Below are 21,308 nucleotides of genomic sequence, written 5' to 3' on the forward strand. Positions count from 1 at the left end.
TTGCCCGGCTGGGTAGCAGTGAGCACCACGAAGCAACCGTGGCCTCCCGCTGAGGACTGCCGAAAAACCCGCACCGCTCGCCGAACGCTGGCGGCACGACCTACTCATTGACTGTTTATACCATCTGAAGCTATGAATACGCTAGCAGCGACAGACCTGCCGACAAGCCAACCCTGGCCCGACAATTCGCGAACAGAGCAGTTGCCTGAACGTGTGTTACAATTTGGCACGGGCGTACTGCTACGCGGACTGCCCGATTATCTGATTGACAAAGCAAACCGGCAGGGCGTGTTCAACAGCCGGATTGTCGTCGTCAAATCGACCAGCGGTGGCGACGTCGCTTCGTTTGCTAACCAGAACAACCGTTATACCCTGTGCATCCGGGGGGTAGCCAATGGGCGGATAATTGAGGAAAATGTGCGTTGTTCGGCCATCAGCCGGGTTTTGGTTGCCGACCACGCCTGGCCGGAAATACTACAGGTGGCAGCAAGCCCCGATTTGCAGCTAATCCTGTCCAATACGACGGAAGTCGGTATTCAGTACGCGGCCGAGTCAATTGGTCAAGGCACGCCAACCTCGTTTCCGGGTAAATTGCTGGCCGTGTTGCTCGCCCGTTACCAGGCCTTCGCTGGCGATCCGGACAAAGGATTGATTATCGTTCCCACGGAATTGATCCCGAAAAATGGGGAGACGTTACGGGCCATCGTTCGGCAACTGGCTGTTTACAATGATTTGGAAGACCGGTTCCTCGACTGGCTCGATAGCGCCAACACCTACTGCAATTCGCTGGTCGACCGCATTGTACCGGGTAAACCCGATCAAACGACGCATCGGGCGTTGACTGAGCAACTCGGTTACCAGGATGAGCTGCTGATCGTCGCGGAGTCGTTTAAGCTCTGGGCGATTGAAGGCGATGAACGGGTTAAAGCCAGACTCTCTTTTGCGCAAGCTGACGAAGGCGTCGTTATTCAGCCTGACATCGATCTGTTTCGGGAGTTGAAGCTCCGGCTTCTGAATGGGACACATACGCTAAGCTGTGGCGTGGCCTACCTGGCCGGGTGTAATACGGTTCGGCAAGCCATGGAAACACCGGACGTCGTGGCTTACATCGATCAATTGATGACGGCGGAATTGACGCCCGGTATCCCGTATGCCGTGGATGGCCAAACGGCTGCGCAATTCAGTCAGCAGACGCAGGATCGTTTCCGAAATCCGTACATCGAACACCGATGGCTGGCGATTACCGTGCAGTACACGGCAAAAATGAAGCTGCGAAACGTGCCGACACTGATGCAGTACTACCGGACTCAGGCGCAACCACCCCTGAGAATAGCGTTTGGGTTCGCGGCTTACTTGTTGTTCATGCGCGGGGTGCAGCTGGACGATGGGGTTTACTACGGTAATCGGGCCGGGGAACGGTACGTAATTCAGGATAGCGAAGCCGCTTACGTTGCTACTATATGGGCACAGTCGTCGCCTGAACAGGTCGTGGCAACGGTGCTACGAAATACGGCGCTGTGGGGGGAAGACTTAGCCGAATTACCTGGCTTTGAAGCGGCTGTTAGCGCGTACCTGCTACAGTTCTTGGCGCAAGGGGTTTCGGAGACGCTGACGATGCACCTGAATCAACGACCAGCCGAAGCGGCCATCGGCTGAATACGGGCTGGCTATCAGCTAGCTTGACCGGCGGACCTTGTTTTTGCCGCTGATCGATTCACAATGAGTGAATTAACTCCCCAAAAGTGGTAAGTAATTTTATCAATTACGGAATAAACATGACTAGTTCAAGGTTACTTTCAGTGCTGGTGTTGCTATCGCTTTTCGGGCTGAACGCAAAAGGGCAACAAACGGAAAAATGGGGTGATCAGGAAAATGGAACGTACCGCAACCCGGTCCTCCCCAGTGATTTCAGTGATCTGGACGCCATTCGCGTCGGCAACGACTATTACGCCATTTCGTCCACCATGCAGTATTCGCCCGGTATGGCGGTTCTGCATTCAAAAGACCTGGTCAACTGGGAACTGCTCAGTCACGTTGCCGACGACCTCACGCGGATAAGTCCCGACCTCAACTGGGACAAAATGAATAGCTACGGAAAAGGCATCTGGGCGGGGTCGATCCGGTACTATAACAATAAGTTCTGGGTGTATTTCGGCACGCCGGACGATGGCTTTTTCATGAGCAGTGCTACCAATCCGGCTGGCCCCTGGGAGCCCCTTCATCAGCTCTGGAAGGTGCAGGGCTGGGACGACTGCTGTTCGTTCCGGGATGATGATGGGCAACTGTATTTCATCGCTACCCAGTTTGGGCTTGATCCGAAAAATGGCAAGAAGTACAACATTCACCTGTTTAAGATGACCCCCGATGGCAAGCGCCTGATCATGGAGTCGGACACTATCATTCACCAGTCGCAAGGCAGTGAGGCTAACAAGCTCTACAAAATCAACGGCCTTTATTACCATTACTTCAGCGAGGTCAACAAAGAGGGGCGGGTGATGATGATGGAGCGGTCAAAAAGCCTGTACGGCCCCTGGGAAATCCGGCAGCTCAACCACGTCAACGCGGCAACCGACAAGGAACCCAATCAGGGCGGGCTGATGCAGCTGCCAAACGGCGCGTGGTGGTTCTTTACCCATCATGGTACTGGCGATTGGGAAGGGCGGGCTGCCAGTTTACTGCCCGTAACCTGGGTAGACGGGTGGCCTATCGTGGGGTCGGTAGGCGCCGACGGCATCGGAAACATGATCTGGTCAGCCAAGAAACCGATTACGAGTAAAGGCACCCCGTTGCGCATGCAGACCAACGATGAGTTTACCGGCACCCGGTTATTGCCCCAATGGGAGTGGAACTACCAACCCCGGTCCGACAAATGGTCGCTGACTGCCCGGCCGGGCTTTCTTCGGCTGCACGCCTTTCGGCCAATCGAGCCCCGGAATCCGAAAAAAGTACTGCTCCGGGTTGGCAACACCATCACCCAGCGCAGCATGCGTACAGCATCGAACGTAGCAACCGTAAAACTTGACGTGAGTGGTATGGCCGACGGGCAACATGCCGGCCTGACGCATCTGTCGACGGCCAGCTACAGCGCACTGGGTATAAAACAACAGGATGGTAAACGGCATCTGGTGTATACTGTTAACGATACCGATTCGACGGGTCCGGCGATTAGTGGAAAAATCATCTGGCTGCAATCGTCCTGGGGCTTCGACGGTGTAAACCAGTATTACTACAGCACAGACGGCAAAAACTTTACGCCTATAGGGACGAAAACGCAGCTCGTCTGGGGCAGTTACCGGGGCGATCGATTGGGCATCTTCAATTACAACTTAACCGCCGATGCGGGTTTAGTCGACGTTGATTACTTACGGTACCAGTATGCGGGCCACTAATAAATCGTAATCTTTACAAGTAGGGGCTGCTCCCAAAAGATGCCCTGTTGAAGTAGTCATAAGCGGACCAGTTTCTGGCTGAGGGCCGGTCTTCTCACACTAATCAAATCGCTTCTACTACCAGCAAAAGACGGTGTTGCTGACAGTTCGTTTTACGAAAAACCCACATCTGAAGCCGCCAATGATAGAGTTTTAGACATGGGTTTTTCGAAGTACTCTCTACGTGATTTTCAGGCAGTGGGCGTAGTCGCTGGGTTTGCGGCCGGGGAGGGTCACTTCCAGGGCGTCGCCCGTAGGGGTGAACGACAGACTCTCCGAATGACCGAGCAGCTGTACTTTGTTGACACTATGCTTCAGCGCCGTATTGCCCGAGCGCAGCGTTTTGATCCGCACTTTTCCGTCTGTTGGCCACCCCATCACAATGGCGTAGAGAGCGTTGCCTTTCGTGGTGAAGCGGATGTCTTCGGCTCCGAACGGTTTGCCTTTGCCTTCGTTGAACCCCTGTGCGTTCAGGGGAGCGGCTGATTCGATGGCTGGTCCTTCGCCGAACACGCTCCACGGCTGGGTGCCGAAAATACTTTCCCGGTTCACCGCCATCCAACTGGCAATGCCTTCCACAATGGCGGTTTCTTTCTCGTCGATGGAGCCGTCTCCGCGCACGGGTACGCTCAGTAGCAGGTTACCGTTCTTGCTCACCACGTCGGCCAGCGTGTGGATGACGGTTTTGGGCGTTTTGTACTCGTTCTTGTCGTAGATCTGCCGGTTGTAGTGCCAGCTGCCGATACACGTGTCGGTTTGCCAGACAAAGGGCTCAATCTGGTTCGACTGCCCGCGCTCGATGTCCCACACCATGCACTTCTGCTGCTCGGGCGTCAGGACTTTTCCGTTCAATACGGCTTCCAGCTTCCCCCCGTGCCGCTTCATATTGCTGTTGTAGAGGTGGGCCGCAATCCGCAGACCGGCATCGCTGATGGGCCAGAGCGGTAAGGCCGTATCGTCGAAATACACCAGATCGGGGCTGTATTTGTTGATCAGATCGACCGTGCGGTTGTAGAATTTCTCGCAGTACTCCTTGGATGGTACGCTGACGCCGTTGCCCCAGTCCCACTGCTTATGGATATTCGAGGTTTTCTCGCTGCCTTCGCTCAAGGCGTGATTCTGGGCGTATAGCTCCTGCGGGTCGTAGCCTTCCCACCAGGTACCTTTACCGTCGGCTTTGGTCAGCTTCCCGTCGTACGGGACACCGGCGTAAGGCCCCTTCTTATCGGCACGTTGCGCCGTTTCGTACCAGCTCCAGGCGTGGGCCGCGTGGACGCTGACACCGAAGCGCAGGCCGTGTTTTTTAGCGGCTTTGGCCCAGCCACCGATCAAATCTTTTTTCGGTCCCAGTTTGGTCGAATTCCACGATTGGTACTTGCTGTCGTAGTTATCGAAATTATCATGGTGGTTCGCCATCGCGACGAAATATTCCGCCCCCGCTTTCTGATACAGCGCCAACAGCTGATCTGGATTCCACTTGTCGGCCTTCCATTCGTTGATAACGTCTTTAAAGCCGAATTTGGACTGAGGACCGTATTTCTTCAGGTGAAAATTGTACTTCCAGCTACCCTCGTCGTACATCTCGCGGGCGTACCAGTCGCCGGCTTCGGGCTGACATTGGGCACCCCAGTGCGCCCAGATACCGAATTTGGCATCGCGGTACCAGTTGGGTACCTGATATTGCGCCAGCGATTGCCAGGTTGGTTTGAATTTACCGGCCGCCATGGGCTCACCAGCGACCAACGGGGCATTTGGGAACGCCAGCCCCTCTACTTTGGATAGATACCAGGCCGGCACAGCGCTGGCCAGCCCTTTTAGCAGATGTCTTCTTGTTAGCATAATTACGTTGGTTATCGGTTTATAGGCTGTGTAAACGGTCGACTATCCCCAACCCCCTAAAGGGGGCTAGACTTACCTGCGAACAGAGTCCATTCAGGGCAGGGCTACTAAGTGCTGGACCGTTTACCCCCGCCCCCTAAAGGGGACGAAGATCGTGGGCAAATTTCTCCCCCTTCAGGGGGCGGGGGGTATTACTAAATACACTTAAAAAACTCATTAGTCGATACTGACCATCGCTTTGATAACGCCCGTAGCGGGATCGAGCCAGCTCTCAAACGCATCGGCCACCTGCTCAAACGAAACACGGTGCGTGATGTAGGTAAGCGGGTTTATCCGGCCGGTTACCAGCGCCGTCATGACATGGTCAAAGTCCGCCCGCGTCGCGTTACGGCTGCTCATCAGCGTGGCTTCGCGCTTGTGAAACTCGGGGTGGCTAACGCGGATCTCGCCTTTCTGAAGCCCGACCAGTACGTAACGGCCACCGTGGGCCAGGTACGAGAAACCCTGTTCGATGGCTTTCAGACTACCCGTTGCGTCGATGACGACCGTGGGCATGTCGCCGTTGGTAATGGCGCGAATCTGCTCGATCGGGTTTTCACTGCGGGCATCAACAACGTGCGAAACCTGTAGCTGCTGCTGACAAAAGGCCAGCCGGCTGGTGTTGATATCCAGTGCCGTCACGATACCGCCAGCAAGGCGGGCAAATTCCATAACACCCAACCCAATAGGGCCAGCGCCAACCACCAGTACGTGCTCACCGGGCTGAACGGCCGCCCGACGAACGCCGTGTGCCCCGATCGCCAGGGGCTCGACCAGCGCCAGTTCGTCGAAGCTCAGGCCGTTGCCGGACAGGAGCGAAGACGCCGGGACGGACAGGTACTCGCGCATCCCCCCGTCGACGTGCACGCCACATACCTGCATCTGCTGGCAGCAGTTGGGTTTCCCCGATCGACAGGCGATGCAGTGGCCACAGTGAAAATACGGCATGATGGTCACCGCTTCGCCCGGCGTAAAAGTGGTCGCACCATCAATCGCGACGAGTTCACCGGCTAGTTCGTGCCCCAGGATACGGGGATACGAAAAGTAGGGTTGCGTACCTTCGTAGGCGTGCAGATCAGTTCCGCAGATGCCGATGCGTTTGATGCGGACAATGGCTTCGTTCGGTCGGAGGTCGGGCATCGCTTCGACACCGTAAGTAAGCTGACCGGGGGCTGTACAACGTAAAATGTTCATCAATTTAGTCAGCATTGGCCAGCGCCCGGTCGAGGTGAACGTACCCACCATCGACGTAGACCAGTTGACCGGTGGTGTGGCTGGAGCGGCTCGACAGCAGAAACGCCACCGTGTTAGCAATTTCTTCGGCGGTCGTCATCCGGTTTTCCAGCGGAATATGCGCGGTGATCGACGCCAGTTTATCCGCCGGATTGGGTAACGACTGAATCCAGCGTTCGTACAGGGGCGTCCAGCATTCCGCCACCACGACGGCGTTGACCCGAATACCGTATTTCAGTAGTTCGACAGCCCATTCGCGGGTTAGCGCGTTCCGCCCGCCGTTGGCCGCTGCATAGGCCGACGTATTCCCCTGGCCCGTATCAGCCGTTTTCGAGGTGATGTTCACAATCGCGCCTTTTGATGCTTTGAGCGCGGGCAGGGCGTAATGGGCCATCAGGTAGTAATGCACCACATTTTTGTGGAGCGAGGCCATAAACCGATCGTAATCACCCGATTCCAGCCCGACACCATCGTTTACCCCGGCGTTGTTCACCAGCCCGTCGATCCGGCCGAATTGGGTGAGCACGGCGTTGACCGCTTTCTCCGAATCCTCCGGTCGGGTTAGTTCCGCGACGACCTGAAAGGCCTGCTTGCCAGCCGCTTTTAGGGCGTCGACAACTTGCTGATTATCGGCTTCGCTTCGGCCAACAACAACCGGAATAGCCCCTTCGGCCGCCAACACGTTGACAATCCCTTCGCCGATCCCTTTGGCGCCACCCGTTACGAGAATGACTTTGTTTGCGAGCTGTAAATCCATGTGTTTTTTTGAGAATTGTCTAAGAAAGCCCTGCCGGAAACCCGCAGCGCCTTTAGTAGTTAGTTGATAATCAATGAGAAGCAGTTAACGTCACCCGCTTCACCGAGAAGTTTTTTACGGCGAAATACAGAATGGGTAAAAAGCAGATGGCGGGCACGAGATAGGCGTTCTGCATCGTGCTGAGGTCAGAAACGCGTCCCATAATCACCGGGAAGACGGCCCCACCCACGATAGCCATGATGACGAACGACGAGCCTACCTTGGTTTTCGACCCCAGATCGCGAATGCTCAGGGCAAAAATGGTTGGGAACATGATCGACATGAAAAATTCAACGCCGATCAAGGCATAGACCGGAATCATACCCCGGCTGAACACGGCAACGATCAGCAGTGCGACGTTGAACACACTGTAGAGGGCCAGCAGACGGGGCGGAGCGATATAACGCATTAGGAGCGTACCCAGAAAGCGACCGACCATAAAGCCCAGCAACGCACCCGACAGGAGAAAAGCCGCCGTTTTTTCGCCGATACCAGCGACCTGATTGACAAACCGAATGAAAAAACTACTGACGCAAACCTGCGCACCTACGTAGAAAAACTGCGCCATAACACCCAGCCACAAATTGTTCTGGCTCAGCAGCGAACCACCAGTTGCCTGCGATGGCGCATCGTCTTCCTGGATGGCTGGCAGGCGGGTTCTGATAATCAGCATGGCGACGACCAGCACGACCATACCAATGATGAGAAAGGGCAGCTGAACCGACGAAGCTTCGGCCTGCAGGTACGTGTCCAGCTGAGCGGGTGACATCGCCGTCTGTTCACTATCGGACAGTGTACGCCCGGATAAAATAAACGTACCCCCCACTAAAGGGGCCAGAAAAGCCGCCAGCCCGTTGAAGGATTGCGCAAAATTGAGCCGCTGCGTAGCCGACTCAGCGGGGCCCAAAACCAGCATGTACGGGTTGGCCGATGTTTCCAGCAGCGTAAGCCCACTGGCAATGACGAACAGCGCTACCAGAAACAGACTGTACTGCCGCTGTTCGGCCGCAGGGTAAAACAGAAACGTACCGAATGCAAACAGCAACAGCCCCAGCGTAATGCCTGCCTTATAGCTGTACCGTCGAACGAACAGACCCGCTGGCAGCGCAACCACAAAATAGGCAATATAGGACGCCGAGTCGATCAGCGCCGATTGGGCATCCGATAATTGGCAGGCTTTCTTGAGGTGGGGAATCAGGATTGGGTTCAGGTTGAGCGCAAATCCCCACAGGAAGAAAAGTACCGTAATGATGACAATGGCGAAACGATTCTGGACTGGGTTCATGGAAACAGACAACGGGGTTTCTGGTCCCACAAAGAACTTATGTTTCTTATTAATGATTAATTAGGAACTTATCAATATTGTAAGCTATTTTAACCATAAAAGCGACAATTAGCGTAATTCTTCATCAATATATTGGCATGAAACCACAGCTGTTACAGGTAGCTACGGCCCCGAATCGGTCCTTCAGTGCCCGGCGGGAGCTGATTCCGAACATCAATAATCGCTGGCATTGTCACAAAGAGGTCGAACTAATTCACTTTCACCGGGGGAGCGGCACGCAGTTCGTTGGGGATAGTATTCGCCGATTTAAGGCCGGCGATGTGGTGCTGGTCGGCGCTAATCTGCCCCACTACTGGTACTATGATCGGGACGAAACCGAGCCGGGTGAGCCAAAAGCCTGCCGGCTGCCGTACTCCACGGTTATTCACTTCACAGAAGATTTCTGGGGACATCAGTTTCTGGCCCTGCCCGAGAATAAGTCGCTCAAGACCACCCTGGACCGGGCGCGTCGGGGCTTGTCCTTATCGGGCGTGGTGGGTCAGCGCGTAGCTAGTCTGATGGAGAAACTCTACCAAGACGAAGATCCCTACCGCATTATTGGGTTGATGGAATGCATGCTAACGGCTGGCGAAACGGACGACAGCAGTTACCTGGCGTCGCTGGGTTTTCAGTACGAAGCGTCGGAAGCCGAAGATGAACGGCTCAATACGATCTACAACTATACGCTTATTCATTTCTGCGAAAAGATTCGGCTGCCCGACATTGCTTCGCTGGTGGGGCTGGTACCGAATTCGTTTTGTCGGTATTTCAAATCGCGGACGGGCAAATCCTACTCGCAGTTTCTACTGGAGATCCGGGTCGGGCACGCCTGTAAGCTACTGATCGACGGGTCGATGAACATCAAGCAGATCTGCTACGAAAGTGGATTCAATAACTTCACGTGCTTCTACAAGAAGTTCAAAGAGGTAACCGGTCGAAGCCCCCTGCTCTATCAGCGCTTCCACAAAGACAAGTGCTGATACAATAAGAGCGGTTAAGAATTTCTTTGTTTGCGGTCAAATAAATCCCCTTTTACGTTCACAAAGCTCCGCGTTAATCAACAACTAGTTGTTTTCCACTTTTCAGGCCAAACAGCGGTAAGCTATGGAGATTTCGGTCATAGTAACCACTTGATTTCGCCATGTGCATACTATGCCTTTCGGATAGAATTGACCGCGCCAAAGTGTCCATTTTAATTTCCTTTCTTTCGTACAGCAACGGCTGACCGTCGGCACCCTGGCAGCTAGTTAACTTCGTATCCAGTAGCAGATCGCGTTGGCCGCCGTGGCGCGTTCCAACTGCTACGAAATCGAGTGATCTGTACAGCCCAGTTTAACATTATAGTTACCTATCTGCAACTTTATAAGCATTTTTGTGACCATTTATAACGTGTGGTGTCTCAGTAGGAGAAAGTAAGCTCAACTCTCTAAATATCCTCAAACATGATGTCTGCCCTTGTTCTTATGTTCGCCGTGATCGGCCAGTTAATGATGACATTTGTATTCGCGAAACAGGCTCTTGTTAACCACGAGAATACACTTAACCGAGTCGGGTCTACCGTAGCTGCTGGTGTATTTCTAACCATGGCCTTAATTATTACCTGGTTCGTCCTGAATCATCCACTGAGCTAGAAGTTTCGAGCTAATCAGTTCTTACTGAATTATTTATCTCAATTTTCCGCAACGGTTATTTAGCAAGATAATTGCACAGCCGTTCTCGCGGATCAAAAGCCGCGGAATCCGTTAGCCGCCGTTGTTCGGTCTAGTGTGACCCGGTCAATGTCTCCGAAACTTTCGCTTTAATCGCAACAAAAAGCGCCAGCATCCTAGTTGATGCTGGCGCTTTTTCCTTAAAGTAACAGTCTATGTTATTTGAACGTATAACCAACTTTCAGGGATACATAACTCCGGCCCCTGTAGCCCATACTACCGCCCCACCAACTCTTGTGGGAGCCCTGTTTCCTATTTTCATTCAGTACATTCATTTCGGTACTTATGACCCAACGATTTGTCATTACGCCCAACCGGCCTAACACCCCTGTGCATATACCTAGCTGTATCGTTTGGGGAGGGTTCTGGGAAATCAATTCACCTTGCCCCCGAAAAAATGTACCTATCCCAGCGCTGATAAACGGATTCAGTACCCGGTTGCCGTATCGTAACTGCCACTCACTACTCCTATTGAATAAATGATAGTTGACCATAAGAGCGGCCGAAGGCATGAACGAAGCCCGAACACGGCCGTACATGGTTTCAGTAGCATTGTACGTAGCTTTATACATCGACGGGAATAAATTCTCCAGGTGTAAGCTAAGGGACATATGGTCAGAGACGTGATAATAGGGCTCAAGAAAGACCAGGCCCGTTGTTTGTTGAAACCATACGCCCCCATACGTGTAAGGTGCCGCCCCACCCAATCCACAAACTATATCAATTTTAGACGATTGAGCGGCCAGTGGAGATGCCAGGATTAATAGAAGTAGACTAGTTAAGTAAAACTTTATTTTCATAGAATAATATGTCGTTGTTACTAAAAACAGTTAACAATCAGCAAAAATAAGGATGTAATTCGCTAGGTTGTATATCAAATTCAACGAATCATTCTAGAAAAGCTATTAAGTTGGTGCCACCAGATATCTTATTGGATTTTTCTGGTTTCCACTACTCGATTGACTATGCTTGGGCGGTGGGCTTTTCAGCGCGTGGATGAGCCAACAAAACTCGTACCTTCAAACGAGTACCGGCAACGATCAGCTTCCGTTATTCGCCTTCGGGCTGTACTCACTACGTGGCGAATGATTCGACCCGAACTCCCTCTCCGGTCTTGTTGACCAGGCTCCGCGATAGTACTCTGGGTATCTTCGTATAGTATTTCCCGCAAAATTGTCCTCTTACAAAGGATTGGGCATGAGATTTTGACAATGCCAGTGAAATACCTCAGCCATTCTGATTCCTAAGCTCACCGATGCCATCTTGAAATCAGTAGTAGTCTACTCTCAGAAATCTCTTTGTTTTACGTCGAAAGGCAAATGTCATATTTTGTGTAGGTCCGCCTGATAATGCTATTACGTCCTATGAAACAGCCAGGCTAATCTATTATATAGTACCAACAACCACACAAATCATACATTATATGAATATCGAAAGATTAAAGAGTCTGACGATTATCCAGCTATTCACGATCTACCTGCGCTACCTGATTGGTGGGGCCTTTGTCTTTGCCAGTATCGTCAAAATTCAAGGGCACCGTTTTACTAGGGATTCAGGTATTGGTGCACCGATCAACGATAGTTGGCATCTATTCGAGACCTTGTATCAGTCCGGTCTTTACTGGCAGTTTATTGGTTGGGGACAAGCCCTAGCAGGTTTCCTGTTAATGACTCAGCTTTTCTCAACCCTGGGGGCTCTAATGTTTCTACCTATCATACTTAACATCTTTGTCATTACGATCTCATACTATTTTGCAGCAACGCCTGTCATTACGTTTTTAATGTTACTGGCTAACATCTATCTATTAGTCTGGGATTGGCCCCGCCTGAAAGTAGCGATATGGCCCTTTCAATCAACATTTGTCTATACTGAGTATCCCTTATTACGAAAGCGGAGCTGGATTTATTTAGGCTTTTTTTACTGTATCCTGACCATGTGAGTCAATCTATTTATTCATTCTTTTTTTTCGTTACTATACATTTTTGGTGGAACTTGTATCATTGGTCTTATAGTACTGATCTATAGTCTGAGAAGTCAAAAACAGAAAACTGATAGTCTCATATCTACCTCGAATTCGAACTATAACTAGCTGCTATTTACATTAAACAGATGATTGCTCTATGCTCCTAAAATGGATAAAAAATCTGCTTATATCTTGTGTGGCAGTTATGGCTGTAATTCTCATGCTTCTTCAGATGGATATTACCTCAGCGGCATTCAGCATATGTTTCAACTTCTCTCTTATGTTCTGGTTTACAGTTCTCGAATCCCAACTTAAGCCAGCTTTTACATCACGCTATTTCGACTCATATCCTTTTGAAAAGTGTGGAAAAGTATATCAGGCTTTAGGCATTGAGTGGTACCGAGCTCTTTTAATCAAAATCGGCTGGGACAAGATTAGACAGCAGCAAACACCAATAAAGAAAGACGTTACTAACTTTATCGCATACGAACGAGCGACCCGGATATCCGAAGCTGGTCATCTGATTATAGCAATTATTGTCTTTCTCGTAACCTGTTACATCCTATTTACCTACTCGATTCTAAACGCACGTTGGCTGATTCTATCAAATATATTTTTTAATATTTATCCTATTCTACTGCAACGATATACTCGTCCAACAATACAACGTATTATTAGTAAATTCAGCTCTGTAGAGCTAAATAGTATTCATAATTGATTGGAGCTTCAAATAAATAATATACCTACGCTGTTTAGTAGTGGTATCTTTCCCACAAAGTGACTATACGCAAATAGGCTCAACCTAAACTGTTTTGGATAATAAGCTGATTAAAGGCGTTTTGCAAACAAACCCTTAACATTTTATATAATGCGCTCCTTGTCTTTAATTCGTCTTTTTACTACAGGACTTAGTTTTTTTAGTCTGCATTCAAATCATAATTTACTAGCACAGGCCCGTTCTTTAACGACGTGTTCTCAAGAATTGCAGCAAACAAGACAGGCTATCTATAAAACTAGCGGTCCCAACCAATCGTCTGACTCATTTTCTACTTACCAGAAACTCCAGAATGCATACAATACTTGGGGCGAATGTATACAAGGAATAAAGGCTCCTCTGTCCTCCTTCAGAACGCTGGATGGAAAGGCATATGATAGCACATCGTTATCGGGTAAAATTATTGTAGTGAATTTTTGGTTTGTGGGTTGCGCTCCCTGCCGAGCCGAAATGCCAGCCCTAAATAAGTTGGTTAATGAGTATAAGGGGAAAGACGTGTTGTTTTTCGGCTTTTCTACGGACAAGACTGATCGATTAACGCCGACTTTCTTCAGTAAGAACCGCTTTGATTTTACTATTGTCGCCGATGCTCAGGAACTAGCTCGGTCTTTTCATGTCACAGGGTATCCTACGACTTTTATTATCGACGAGCAGGGGCTGATTCGCCAGGCTTGGTTTGGGTACATGGATAATAGCCTCGACAACCTGGCTCCCTATTATAAAGCCAAAGCCGCTATTGATTATTTACTGGCAACAGCCAAAAAGTAAGCTTGAATACATAAGGTACTGTTGTTTATCCTATATGTTAAACTCAAAATAAAACCCCTCCAGCTCTGATAGATATAGAAATCATCGAGCGTAGTCAGTCTTGATTGCGTATCAGGTAAGACATACAGCTCATCAGCCAGCCGCTTCGGTTGAATGGGTATAAGTAGTGAAAAAATCGCCTACAGAGACCCATTAATTGTTTTATTCACATATTATCAATTATATACCTTAGTTCTCTTATCTTGAGCGCCGTATCAGTCTACTACCGTCTACATTAGCGAAACTATATGAGATCTATCTTTCCCTTCGTAATTGGGCTGCTACTTGTGAATCAGCTAAGCTTCGGACAGTCAGAAAAACAGTCAAATTATTTTGCTTTCCGGGCAGGTTATTTGCAGACTAAGACAGATCTGACCAGTTCTCGCAGTAATACTTATCTGGGCGGGATAGCCAATAGAAACAGCTTTTATGGGGGCGTTTTTTATCACAATAATATAACTCGTTTTCTGGCGTATCGGATCGAACTGAATTACCAACAGAAAGGGGTAGAAAATCAGGACTTCTCTGGTAATGTCCTTTTCCAGCGTCGTTTTCATTACGTTGGGGTGACTCCCTTAGTTGGCCTAACTCCTATAACTGGTTTGGGCTTTTACGTCGGCCCCGAAGCCAACGTGCGTCTTGGTCGAGTTCCACTAGGCCGGAGCGAAAACCCTATTGAGGTAGGAATTAGTAGCCGAGTAGCCTACCGCTACAAATGGATCGGAGTAGAAGTGGGTTATTTTAAGGCTTTCAATAAATTTACATCCATTGAGTTGGGGCCTGATTTGCAATTCGGCATGAAAAACCGCACCTGGCAAGCAGGCCTATTTTTTGCACCGAGACTCAGGAAAGAATAACCAAATAGCGAGTGACTAGTATTCTATTGATGAGAAGCGTACCTAATTTTATTTATCAACCAAACATCATTCAGCACAACAGTTTCCTGAAAGATGTCAAAACCATGCACATTTATGCTTCGTTATTTGACAATTATCTCAGCAATTATTAGTTTCTCCGTATTTATAACATCATCGTGTCTGGCAGAGCGCTTTACTATTACTGGCAAGCTCAACAAGACTACCAGCCTTTCTGAAGTACATCTTTACAAATTCAATAACATGTTCAGTAGGGATCTTATTACTAAAATAAGCATCCGAGGAAATGAATTCAATTACTCAGCAGATTTAAAAGAGGTAGACACCTATCTACTTGTCAATCCTGCAACAAAATACTCTATTCTATTTGTCTGGGATGGAAATATTGAATTTATAATAGATGAGGTAGATTTTAGTTCTTCCAAGGTACTAAATTCACCGCTAACGAAAGAACTCAGACAGTTTGATAGTATCCGTATCGCTAGATTTATCGAACCTGTTAAAAAGATAGACACATTGCTAAGTAATTCATTAAAATTAAAATCTTCTACTATTGACAGTTTAAGAAAAGAACACACTAAAATTTACAGAGAATCAAGAGAAGGTTTTGACACATATAAATACGAATACATACGTAACCGTCCTGATTCTTTTATCAGTCTATATAAATTAACTGACATTGATGGCGTTCCTGAGACAACAGAAGAAAAAGAGTTAGTAAATTCATTATCAGAAAACCTTAAAAAACATAGCAGAACTAAGAATTTCATAAAAATCGATAGCTGATACGCTACTAGAGGCTCCGTATCGGCGTGGAGACTCTATATGGTATCAAACTAAATACATCATGATTGCAGTCAAGTTTTTTCATTACGATAAAAACTTGACTGTAACAGCTTTAAAACAGCAAATAGATCTATAGGGATTTCTAGACAGCAATCTACTTAGACCTTTCTGCCTTTAGATCGCTCATCTCCTTTTCCATCTCTTTCACCGATTTTAGAATATCCATTAAAATAGGATTTGAATAGGAAAGATTACGCTGCTCCTCCTCCTTAAATCCCAACTTTGTATCTAAATACCCTATCACTAAAGAGAAGAAGATAAACATAATGAAAAGTATTGGGATAGAAATATAGATGTATTGGTAGAAAACTCTACCAATTTCTTGATCCTTAATTGATTCGAACAATACGAGGCCGATCATAAAAAATTGTACATATCCTATGTACATCCTTGCTCTATCGATGTAGATTTTCCAGCGGATAAATGTTTTTCGGTTAAGCTTTATTCCGTTTATCATCGAACTTTTATTTTGTAGACAATAATGAAAGAATTAGATACATACTAATTACCGGCGTAATATACAGAAATTGAGTAAGGCTAAGGGTTACAGTAAAATAGGTTTTCAAGGTGAAAGGCGCGCTTTTTTTGATCTTCGTAACGGTTTTGTTGTCTATAGCTTTGGCAGCTTGTCGAGTTCGTATTACACCTTTACCCCCACCTATCGATCCAGCTAAACTAGAAAAGGTTTGCCAAGCACCGCCAATTGAGGTAAACATCATTGGAACCTGGAATGCTGGTATCAAGAATACCATTATAGGCGATACCGTTTCTCGCTTGGCTCCCATAACAACAGCTAGTTTCGCCAAAGTGGGGTCACTTACCTTTTATGATCATAACCGAGTAGCTGATCCAGATTCCTTATTGCCCAACCGTAAAGACTTGGCTGACCGTGGTCCGCTCGTTTATTTTCGGTATGACATTGCCTCAGACCATACTCATAACGGTGCTTACAATGGGATGGGGCTCCTGTTCTGGATATGGCAATATTATCAGAAAAGCCGAACTGAAATAGTAAGAGGAGCTGGCTATTATCATACCGTAATAACCAACGAATGTAATCGTATTCACCTCAGAGGGGATGCATTAGAAATTGTTCTGGTACGTATGAAGTAAAATCTACCCCGTCCTCCTTACGCTCTCAATCAAGTAGTACCCTCAACAATCCCCCCTGCCTGGAGTTAATCGAATAGGAATACACCTGATTAAACAACCTAATGGCAGTTATTGGCGAATTGATCCGCAAGGCAATTGACGTGTATGGCTCTCTCACATCTGAGCCGGATCCCGTAAAGGCACAATACGACGTATTGCAGCACCTCCTTCGTAAAGCCCGGCTCACGGCTTTTGGTAAGAAGTACAACTTCACCGACATTCTTAACAGTCCAGACATCGTGGCCGCTTTTCAGCGGGAAGTACCCACTCACGATTACGATAAGCTATACAATGACTGGTGGCACTATCTCTTGGAAGGTCACCAGAACGTAACATGGCCGGGTGGGCAGTCTTATTTTGCGCTGAGTAGTGGTACCACCAGCACGAGTAAGGCGATCCCCGTAACGAACGACATGCTCGACTCCATCCGCAAGTCGGGAATTGAGCAGGTGATGAGCCTCAAAAACTTTGATCTCCCCTCCGATTTTTTCGAGAAGCAAATTATGATGCTGGGTAGCAGTGTCAGCTTAATTGAGAAAGACGACCACGAGGAAGGTGAGATCAGCGGGATCAGCGCGGCTAACATTCCATCCTGGTTCCGGGGCTACTACAAGCCGGGATTGGATATTGCGTCTATTCCAGATTGGGATGAGCGAGTTCACCGCATCGCCCAGGAAGCGCCGACCTGGGACATCGGTAGTCTAAGCGGTATTCCATCCTGGATTGAGTTGATGCTCAAAGAAGTCATTGCTCACAACAGGCTGAACAACATCCACGATATCTGGCCTAATTTGCAGGTATACACTTCGGGGGGGGTAGCTTTTGACCCCTATCGCAAAAGTTTGGAGTCGCTTCTGGCTCGCCCTCTTACTTACATCGACACGTACCTGACGTCGGAAGGTTATCTGGCAACGCAAAAACGTCCCGATACATCATCAATGGCGTTGATTGTCGACAACGGAATTTTCTTCGAGTTTGTCCCTTTCACGGATGAGAACATGGACGAGCAGGGCCGGGTAAAAGCAGACGCCCAGGTACTGTCTCTGGCGCAGATTGAGGAGAACGTTGATTATGTGCTGTTGATTTCGACAGTGTCGGGTACCTGGCGGTATATGATCGGTGATACGGTCATGATTACGGATAAAGTTCGGGCCGAAATCAAGATCACCGGCCGAACCAAGCATTATCTGAACGTCGTGGGCGAGCAACTGTCGGTGCACCAGATGAACCAGGCCATGCAGAAAATGCAGCAGCAGTTCGACGTAGAGATCAAGGAATTTGTGGTGGCAGCCGTTCGTAAAGACGGTGAGTACATCAACAAATGGTACGTCGGTAGTAACCGCCCGATCGATAGCCAGCCCTTCGCAACGGCACTGGATGAGGAATTACAGGCAACTAACAAAAACTACAAGGTAGCCCGGAGTAAGTCGGTTAAAGGGGTCGAGGCCGACGTGATTCCTGTCGAACACTTCTACCGCTGGAGTGAGGAATTCAAGAAGCTGGGGGGCCAGGCCAAGATTCCGCGGGTGATGAAAGAAGAGGATTTCCGCGAGTTCGAGCAGTACGTCAGTAATCTAGCCTAATGCCTGCTGCTGGGCAGCCAGTTTCTCTTCTTCCAGCGTCCGGACCTGTTCGGTGATCACCTCCGGCGACACATAGAGCCGGGCAATCTTGTCTTTGTAGGCCTGGGGCAGTTCGGCGTGGTCGAGGATAAATCGTTTGGTAGCAATCAGGTACGATCCCAGACCACGCTGAACTGCATACCAGTCGGCACGCTGTTCAGCCTTTCTGACATAGGCCGGGGACGTAACGTAACCAAGCCCAAAGCCAACCAAACCCAGATTACTCCGGTGTTCATAATCCATGATGTGTCCCAGCTCATGCCCAATCCACCCGATCATGATCTCGTCGGGCAACTGGTGGATAGGCACCGCCGTGTGTGTCAGGCGGAACATGGCGCTGATGTTGATTTGGTATGCCCGGTTTGTCCGACTACGGAGCAGACTGCCGAATACTGGCTGTGCCTGCATGACCGACGATTTGATCCGCTGCTTGAACACGAAATGAATGACGGTATCTCGTAGTTCGGGGTAAAACGACAGAGCCGTCAGCACGTTTTTCTCGATGATCGCCGGAATCGTTTTATTACGTCCGTAGCCTGCCAGTTCTGGCGGACTGTCGTTCGTTGGCGTTGGCATACCGGATGACGTCATGAGCGTATCAGCATTGGTTATTCTTTTGTAACCCACCTACCCCGCTTTGGTTTTAATCTGTTCCATTGCCGTTATCCGATCTTAACAAACTGCTGGGTTTGGGGAACCTTGACTGTCCTGAGTAAGGTACTTTTCCCTGTTTATCCAGCCTCGATTAGCCATGCCCGTTTTGTAAATAAAAGATGAACATTTGCCTACTAAAATTCGCAAAACGATTAATGTTTCATTTTTTATATGTATCTCATACCATACCTTTGCGAGCTGTACCCACACAGCATTTCGGGCCTACCGAACTATGACATTCGATCAACTTTACGTGTTACTGAATCGGTGGCGTTACCACTGGCTAGGACCATTTTGCTTCTTCCTGACCCTATTGAGTGCTAAGACACTCGCGCAGAACCCAACTCCATTTAGCTGTTCGACAGGTCTGGCTTACATCCTGACCAATCCAACTACCAATGCCAATGGCAATGTTACCAGTCTCTACTCATTCAACCTGTCTACAGGGTCGGCTACGCTGATCAAAGACGGGATACTACCCGAACCCTACCGGTTTTTGAATGGCTTCGGGTACAACGTGGTCGATAATTTCATCTATGGTTACCGGTACAACACGAACCAGATCGTTCGTCTGGGCAGTAACGGCGACGTAGAGACCTTACCCGTGGTCGGCTTGGCCACCAACGGCAGCTACGCAACGGGTGATGTCAGTCCGAACGGGGTACTTTATCTCTTCGGCTCCAACTCCGTTGTCTCTGTCGATCTGAGGAATCCGATCTCCTCATTGACTGCGGTCCCTCGCCTGTCGGGGAGTACGGCCACTAGTGCCCTGAGTGGTCTCAATGATTGGGCATTTAGTCCGATTGATAGCAAGATTTACGGGGTTACGACCAATAAAGCGCTTGTCAGCTATGACCCCGCTACGAACGTAGCCACCCGAATCGGCTCTGTAGCCGGGCTGGAAAGCCAGGGCGGTTCTTTCGGCGCTATTTTTATGGACGGTACGGGCAACATGTACATTGGTAATAATACCAGTGGCAACATCTACCGACTTGCCACCCCACATTTGGCTATCGGGAACGTAACGGCTACCCTTTTTTCGAACAGCCTGGCGGGGCGGAACCCTGGTGATGGGGCCCGCTGTCCGAATCAGATTATCCCGCCCTCGGCGGCTAATGATCTGGTCTGCGTGGCTACTGCCAGCTCCACCGCTTCGGTTAGCGTCACGGCCAACGACGGGGCGGGTAGTTATGCCATTAATCCAGCTTCTGTTCGGCTGGTCGATCCTACCAGTGGCGCATCCGTTACGTCGGTAATCGTTACGGGGCAAGGAACCTACTCAGTGAATACCAGTACGGGCGTGGTTACGTTTACGCCCCAGGCCGCCTATGTCCGGTCAAGCATTGAGTACGTTGTGAGCGATGCGCAGGGTAACTTCTCCAGCCCGGCAACCCTGACGGTCATCTGTTCGGGCTGCCAGTTATGTCCACCAGTGGGGCTTCGGAAGATTGCCCGATGAGCGCGGGCGGTACAACTTAACGTACGTTATAACATTCAGGGAGACTCACAGGCTCCGCTTACTGGCGGCCTTTCGCTCGTTTTCCGCTATCCTGAACTGCGTCATTTCCGTCACTAGGTCTAACGGAGCGGCTTGTCCAGTGGAAACTGAATCGATCCTCTCCCCCGCTTATAGTCTGCGAGTTGACTGGCAAAAGCCTCATCACCGTTTGGGGTAGCATAAAACCCAATATGATTTTTGAATCCGGCGAAGTATACCAGATTGCCGTGAAGCACGAAAGCCGGCATCCCGTATTTGATGGCTTCTTTGGCTTCCGGTGCAGCGGCTCGAATAGTAGCCCGCATCTGCTAAAGTAGCACCTGAACATTCTCAGGAAAGGCAGCGATGTAGTCGTCGATAGTTTCGAATTGGGTGGTCATAGAACAGATAGCAGGAACGGTTGATCAGTACGTATCAGTCAACGAAACTATCCACCCGCTTACATGATGCGGAAAATTATAGTCTACTCTGCTTCTGTCAACAGGCGTATTAGGCTTGTTATTTCGCTGACCTGAAGCCGAGAAGGACGTATCAATGTAGCCTCTACTGATTCAGCTATTTGAATATGCCCTTGCTAATGAGCAACCAACTGAGCAGAAGAGCCATAGACAAATAAAGCAGACCGGCCAATGTGGATTTGATCCGATTAAAGTTACTCTCTTTTGTTGTTACAGCTTCCTGAGCATACAGGACAGTCATGACCAGTTGTCCCACAATTGACAAGAACACAGCAACCAACGTTCCCATA

Annotated in this window: 19 protein-coding genes; 12 read left to right on the forward strand and 7 right to left on the reverse strand. The window is 49.3% G+C overall.

Translation table 11 applies throughout. The features are described 5' to 3' along the window. Nucleotides 1-132 precede the first annotated feature (132 nt). Entirely contained in the window at nt 133-1,656 is a 1,524-nt protein-coding gene (locus ACYVAD_RS11510) for a tagaturonate reductase (RefSeq protein ID WP_461139641.1), read from the forward strand. Between the two features lie 119 nt (nt 1,657-1,775). After that, nucleotides 1,776-3,389, forward strand: a complete 1,614-nt coding sequence (locus ACYVAD_RS11515) for a glycoside hydrolase family 43 protein (protein WP_461139642.1) — start codon at nt 1,776-1,778, stop codon at nt 3,387-3,389. Between the two features lie 219 nt (nt 3,390-3,608). On the opposite strand, the gene ACYVAD_RS11520 is transcribed toward ACYVAD_RS11515, so the two are convergent. From ACYVAD_RS11520 to fucP, 4 genes are all read right to left on the reverse strand, one after another. Then, nucleotides 3,609-5,267 carry an alpha-L-fucosidase gene (locus ACYVAD_RS11520; RefSeq protein WP_461139643.1) on the reverse strand — a complete coding sequence of 553 codons (1,659 nt, stop codon included), beginning with the start codon at nt 5,265-5,267 and terminating at the stop codon, nt 3,609-3,611. A 216-nt stretch (nt 5,268-5,483) separates the two neighbouring features. Then, nucleotides 5,484-6,500: a zinc-binding alcohol dehydrogenase family protein gene (locus ACYVAD_RS11525; RefSeq protein WP_461139644.1), complete on the reverse strand. Its 1,017-nt coding sequence runs from the start codon at nt 6,498-6,500 to the stop codon at nt 5,484-5,486. 4 nt (nt 6,501-6,504) lie between these two features. After that, nucleotides 6,505-7,296: an L-fucose dehydrogenase gene (locus ACYVAD_RS11530; RefSeq protein WP_461139645.1), complete on the reverse strand. Its 792-nt coding sequence runs from the start codon at nt 7,294-7,296 to the stop codon at nt 6,505-6,507. 70 nt (nt 7,297-7,366) lie between these two features. Then, nucleotides 7,367-8,620 carry an L-fucose:H+ symporter permease gene (gene fucP, locus ACYVAD_RS11535; protein WP_461139646.1) on the reverse strand — a complete coding sequence of 418 codons (1,254 nt, stop codon included), beginning with the start codon at nt 8,618-8,620 and terminating at the stop codon, nt 7,367-7,369. A gap of 137 nt (nt 8,621-8,757) precedes the next feature. Between fucP and ACYVAD_RS11540 the strand changes: the two genes are divergently transcribed. Continuing rightward, nucleotides 8,758-9,639, forward strand: a complete 882-nt coding sequence (locus tag ACYVAD_RS11540) for an AraC family transcriptional regulator (protein ID WP_461139647.1) — start codon at nt 8,758-8,760, stop codon at nt 9,637-9,639. A 462-nt stretch (nt 9,640-10,101) separates the two neighbouring features. Beyond that, nucleotides 10,102-10,290: a hypothetical protein gene (locus ACYVAD_RS11545; RefSeq protein ID WP_461139648.1), complete on the forward strand. Its 189-nt coding sequence runs from the start codon at nt 10,102-10,104 to the stop codon at nt 10,288-10,290. Nucleotides 10,291-10,526: 236 nt separating this feature from the next. Here ACYVAD_RS11545 and ACYVAD_RS11550 read toward each other — a convergent pair whose 3' ends face one another. After that, nucleotides 10,527-11,168, reverse strand: coding sequence for a hypothetical protein (locus ACYVAD_RS11550; protein ID WP_461139649.1), 642 nt, complete (start codon nt 11,166-11,168; stop codon nt 10,527-10,529). Nucleotides 11,169-11,791: 623 nt separating this feature from the next. Between ACYVAD_RS11550 and ACYVAD_RS11555 the strand changes: the two genes are divergently transcribed. The 7 genes from ACYVAD_RS11555 (at nt 11,792) to ACYVAD_RS11585 (ending at nt 18,369) form a co-directional block, all read left to right on the forward strand. Further along, entirely contained in the window at nt 11,792-12,307 is a 516-nt protein-coding gene (locus tag ACYVAD_RS11555; protein ID WP_461139650.1) for a hypothetical protein, read from the forward strand. A 304-nt stretch (nt 12,308-12,611) separates the two neighbouring features. Next, nucleotides 12,612-13,049, forward strand: a complete 438-nt coding sequence (locus ACYVAD_RS11560) for a glycosyl-4,4'-diaponeurosporenoate acyltransferase CrtO family protein (RefSeq protein WP_461139662.1) — start codon at nt 12,612-12,614, stop codon at nt 13,047-13,049. A gap of 150 nt (nt 13,050-13,199) precedes the next feature. Next, complete coding sequence (locus ACYVAD_RS11565; RefSeq protein WP_461139651.1) at nt 13,200-13,874, forward strand: peroxiredoxin family protein; 675 nt, start codon at nt 13,200-13,202, stop codon at nt 13,872-13,874. A gap of 287 nt (nt 13,875-14,161) precedes the next feature. Beyond that, complete coding sequence (locus ACYVAD_RS11570; RefSeq protein ID WP_461139652.1) at nt 14,162-14,770, forward strand: hypothetical protein; 609 nt, start codon at nt 14,162-14,164, stop codon at nt 14,768-14,770. Nucleotides 14,771-14,884: 114 nt separating this feature from the next. Beyond that, a complete protein-coding gene (locus ACYVAD_RS11575) occupies nt 14,885-15,574 on the forward strand; it encodes a hypothetical protein (RefSeq protein WP_461139653.1) in 690 nt (229 codons plus the stop codon). A gap of 627 nt (nt 15,575-16,201) precedes the next feature. Further along, nucleotides 16,202-16,747, forward strand: coding sequence for a hypothetical protein (locus ACYVAD_RS11580; protein ID WP_461139654.1), 546 nt, complete (start codon nt 16,202-16,204; stop codon nt 16,745-16,747). A gap of 101 nt (nt 16,748-16,848) precedes the next feature. Continuing rightward, nucleotides 16,849-18,369, forward strand: coding sequence for a GH3 family acyl-acid amido synthetase (locus tag ACYVAD_RS11585; RefSeq protein ID WP_461139655.1), 1,521 nt, complete (start codon nt 16,849-16,851; stop codon nt 18,367-18,369). Here ACYVAD_RS11585 and ACYVAD_RS11590 read toward each other — a convergent pair. Beyond that, nucleotides 18,361-18,999: a hypothetical protein gene (locus ACYVAD_RS11590; RefSeq protein ID WP_461139656.1), complete on the reverse strand. Its 639-nt coding sequence runs from the start codon at nt 18,997-18,999 to the stop codon at nt 18,361-18,363. The genes ACYVAD_RS11585 and ACYVAD_RS11590 overlap by 9 nt on opposite strands. 295 nt (nt 19,000-19,294) lie before the next feature. Between ACYVAD_RS11590 and ACYVAD_RS11595 the strand changes: the two genes are divergently transcribed. Further along, complete coding sequence (locus ACYVAD_RS11595) at nt 19,295-20,521, forward strand: DUF6923 family protein (RefSeq protein WP_461139657.1); 1,227 nt, start codon at nt 19,295-19,297, stop codon at nt 20,519-20,521. Nucleotides 20,522-20,640: 119 nt separating this feature from the next. Here ACYVAD_RS11595 and ACYVAD_RS11600 read toward each other — a convergent pair whose 3' ends face one another. Continuing rightward, nucleotides 20,641-20,865: an iron chaperone gene (locus ACYVAD_RS11600; protein ID WP_461139658.1), complete on the reverse strand. Its 225-nt coding sequence runs from the start codon at nt 20,863-20,865 to the stop codon at nt 20,641-20,643. Nucleotides 20,866-21,308 lie beyond the last annotated feature (443 nt).

It is taken from the genome of Spirosoma pomorum (genome assembly GCF_054776615.1).

Excerpts from the sequence above, each read along its gene's own strand:
- ACYVAD_RS11565 (WP_461139651.1), top strand. The coding sequence starts at position 13,200 with ATGCGCTCCTTGTCTTTAATTCGTCTTTTTACTACAGGACTTAGTTTT.
- ACYVAD_RS11545 (WP_461139648.1), top strand. The coding sequence starts at position 10,102 with ATGATGTCTGCCCTTGTTCTTATGTTCGCCGTGATCGGCCAGTTAATG.
- ACYVAD_RS11600 (WP_461139658.1), bottom strand. The coding sequence starts at position 20,865 with ATGCGGGCTACTATTCGAGCCGCTGCACCGGAAGCCAAAGAAGCCATC.
- ACYVAD_RS11575 (WP_461139653.1), top strand. The coding sequence starts at position 14,885 with ATGCTTCGTTATTTGACAATTATCTCAGCAATTATTAGTTTCTCCGTA.
- ACYVAD_RS11560 (WP_461139662.1), top strand. The coding sequence starts at position 12,612 with ATGTTCTGGTTTACAGTTCTCGAATCCCAACTTAAGCCAGCTTTTACA.
- ACYVAD_RS11595 (WP_461139657.1), top strand. The coding sequence starts at position 19,295 with ATGACATTCGATCAACTTTACGTGTTACTGAATCGGTGGCGTTACCAC.
- ACYVAD_RS11510 (WP_461139641.1), top strand. The coding sequence starts at position 133 with ATGAATACGCTAGCAGCGACAGACCTGCCGACAAGCCAACCCTGGCCC.
- ACYVAD_RS11540 (WP_461139647.1), top strand. The coding sequence starts at position 8,758 with ATGAAACCACAGCTGTTACAGGTAGCTACGGCCCCGAATCGGTCCTTC.
- ACYVAD_RS11570 (WP_461139652.1), top strand. The coding sequence starts at position 14,162 with ATGAGATCTATCTTTCCCTTCGTAATTGGGCTGCTACTTGTGAATCAG.
- ACYVAD_RS11520 (WP_461139643.1), bottom strand. The coding sequence starts at position 5,267 with ATGCTAACAAGAAGACATCTGCTAAAAGGGCTGGCCAGCGCTGTGCCG.
- fucP (WP_461139646.1), bottom strand. The coding sequence starts at position 8,620 with ATGAACCCAGTCCAGAATCGTTTCGCCATTGTCATCATTACGGTACTT.
- ACYVAD_RS11555 (WP_461139650.1), top strand. The coding sequence starts at position 11,792 with ATGAATATCGAAAGATTAAAGAGTCTGACGATTATCCAGCTATTCACG.
- ACYVAD_RS11530 (WP_461139645.1), bottom strand. The coding sequence starts at position 7,296 with ATGGATTTACAGCTCGCAAACAAAGTCATTCTCGTAACGGGTGGCGCC.
- ACYVAD_RS11585 (WP_461139655.1), top strand. The coding sequence starts at position 16,849 with ATGGCAGTTATTGGCGAATTGATCCGCAAGGCAATTGACGTGTATGGC.
- ACYVAD_RS11515 (WP_461139642.1), top strand. The coding sequence starts at position 1,776 with ATGACTAGTTCAAGGTTACTTTCAGTGCTGGTGTTGCTATCGCTTTTC.
- ACYVAD_RS11550 (WP_461139649.1), bottom strand. The coding sequence starts at position 11,168 with ATGAAAATAAAGTTTTACTTAACTAGTCTACTTCTATTAATCCTGGCA.
- ACYVAD_RS11590 (WP_461139656.1), bottom strand. The coding sequence starts at position 18,999 with ATGACGTCATCCGGTATGCCAACGCCAACGAACGACAGTCCGCCAGAA.
- ACYVAD_RS11525 (WP_461139644.1), bottom strand. The coding sequence starts at position 6,500 with ATGAACATTTTACGTTGTACAGCCCCCGGTCAGCTTACTTACGGTGTC.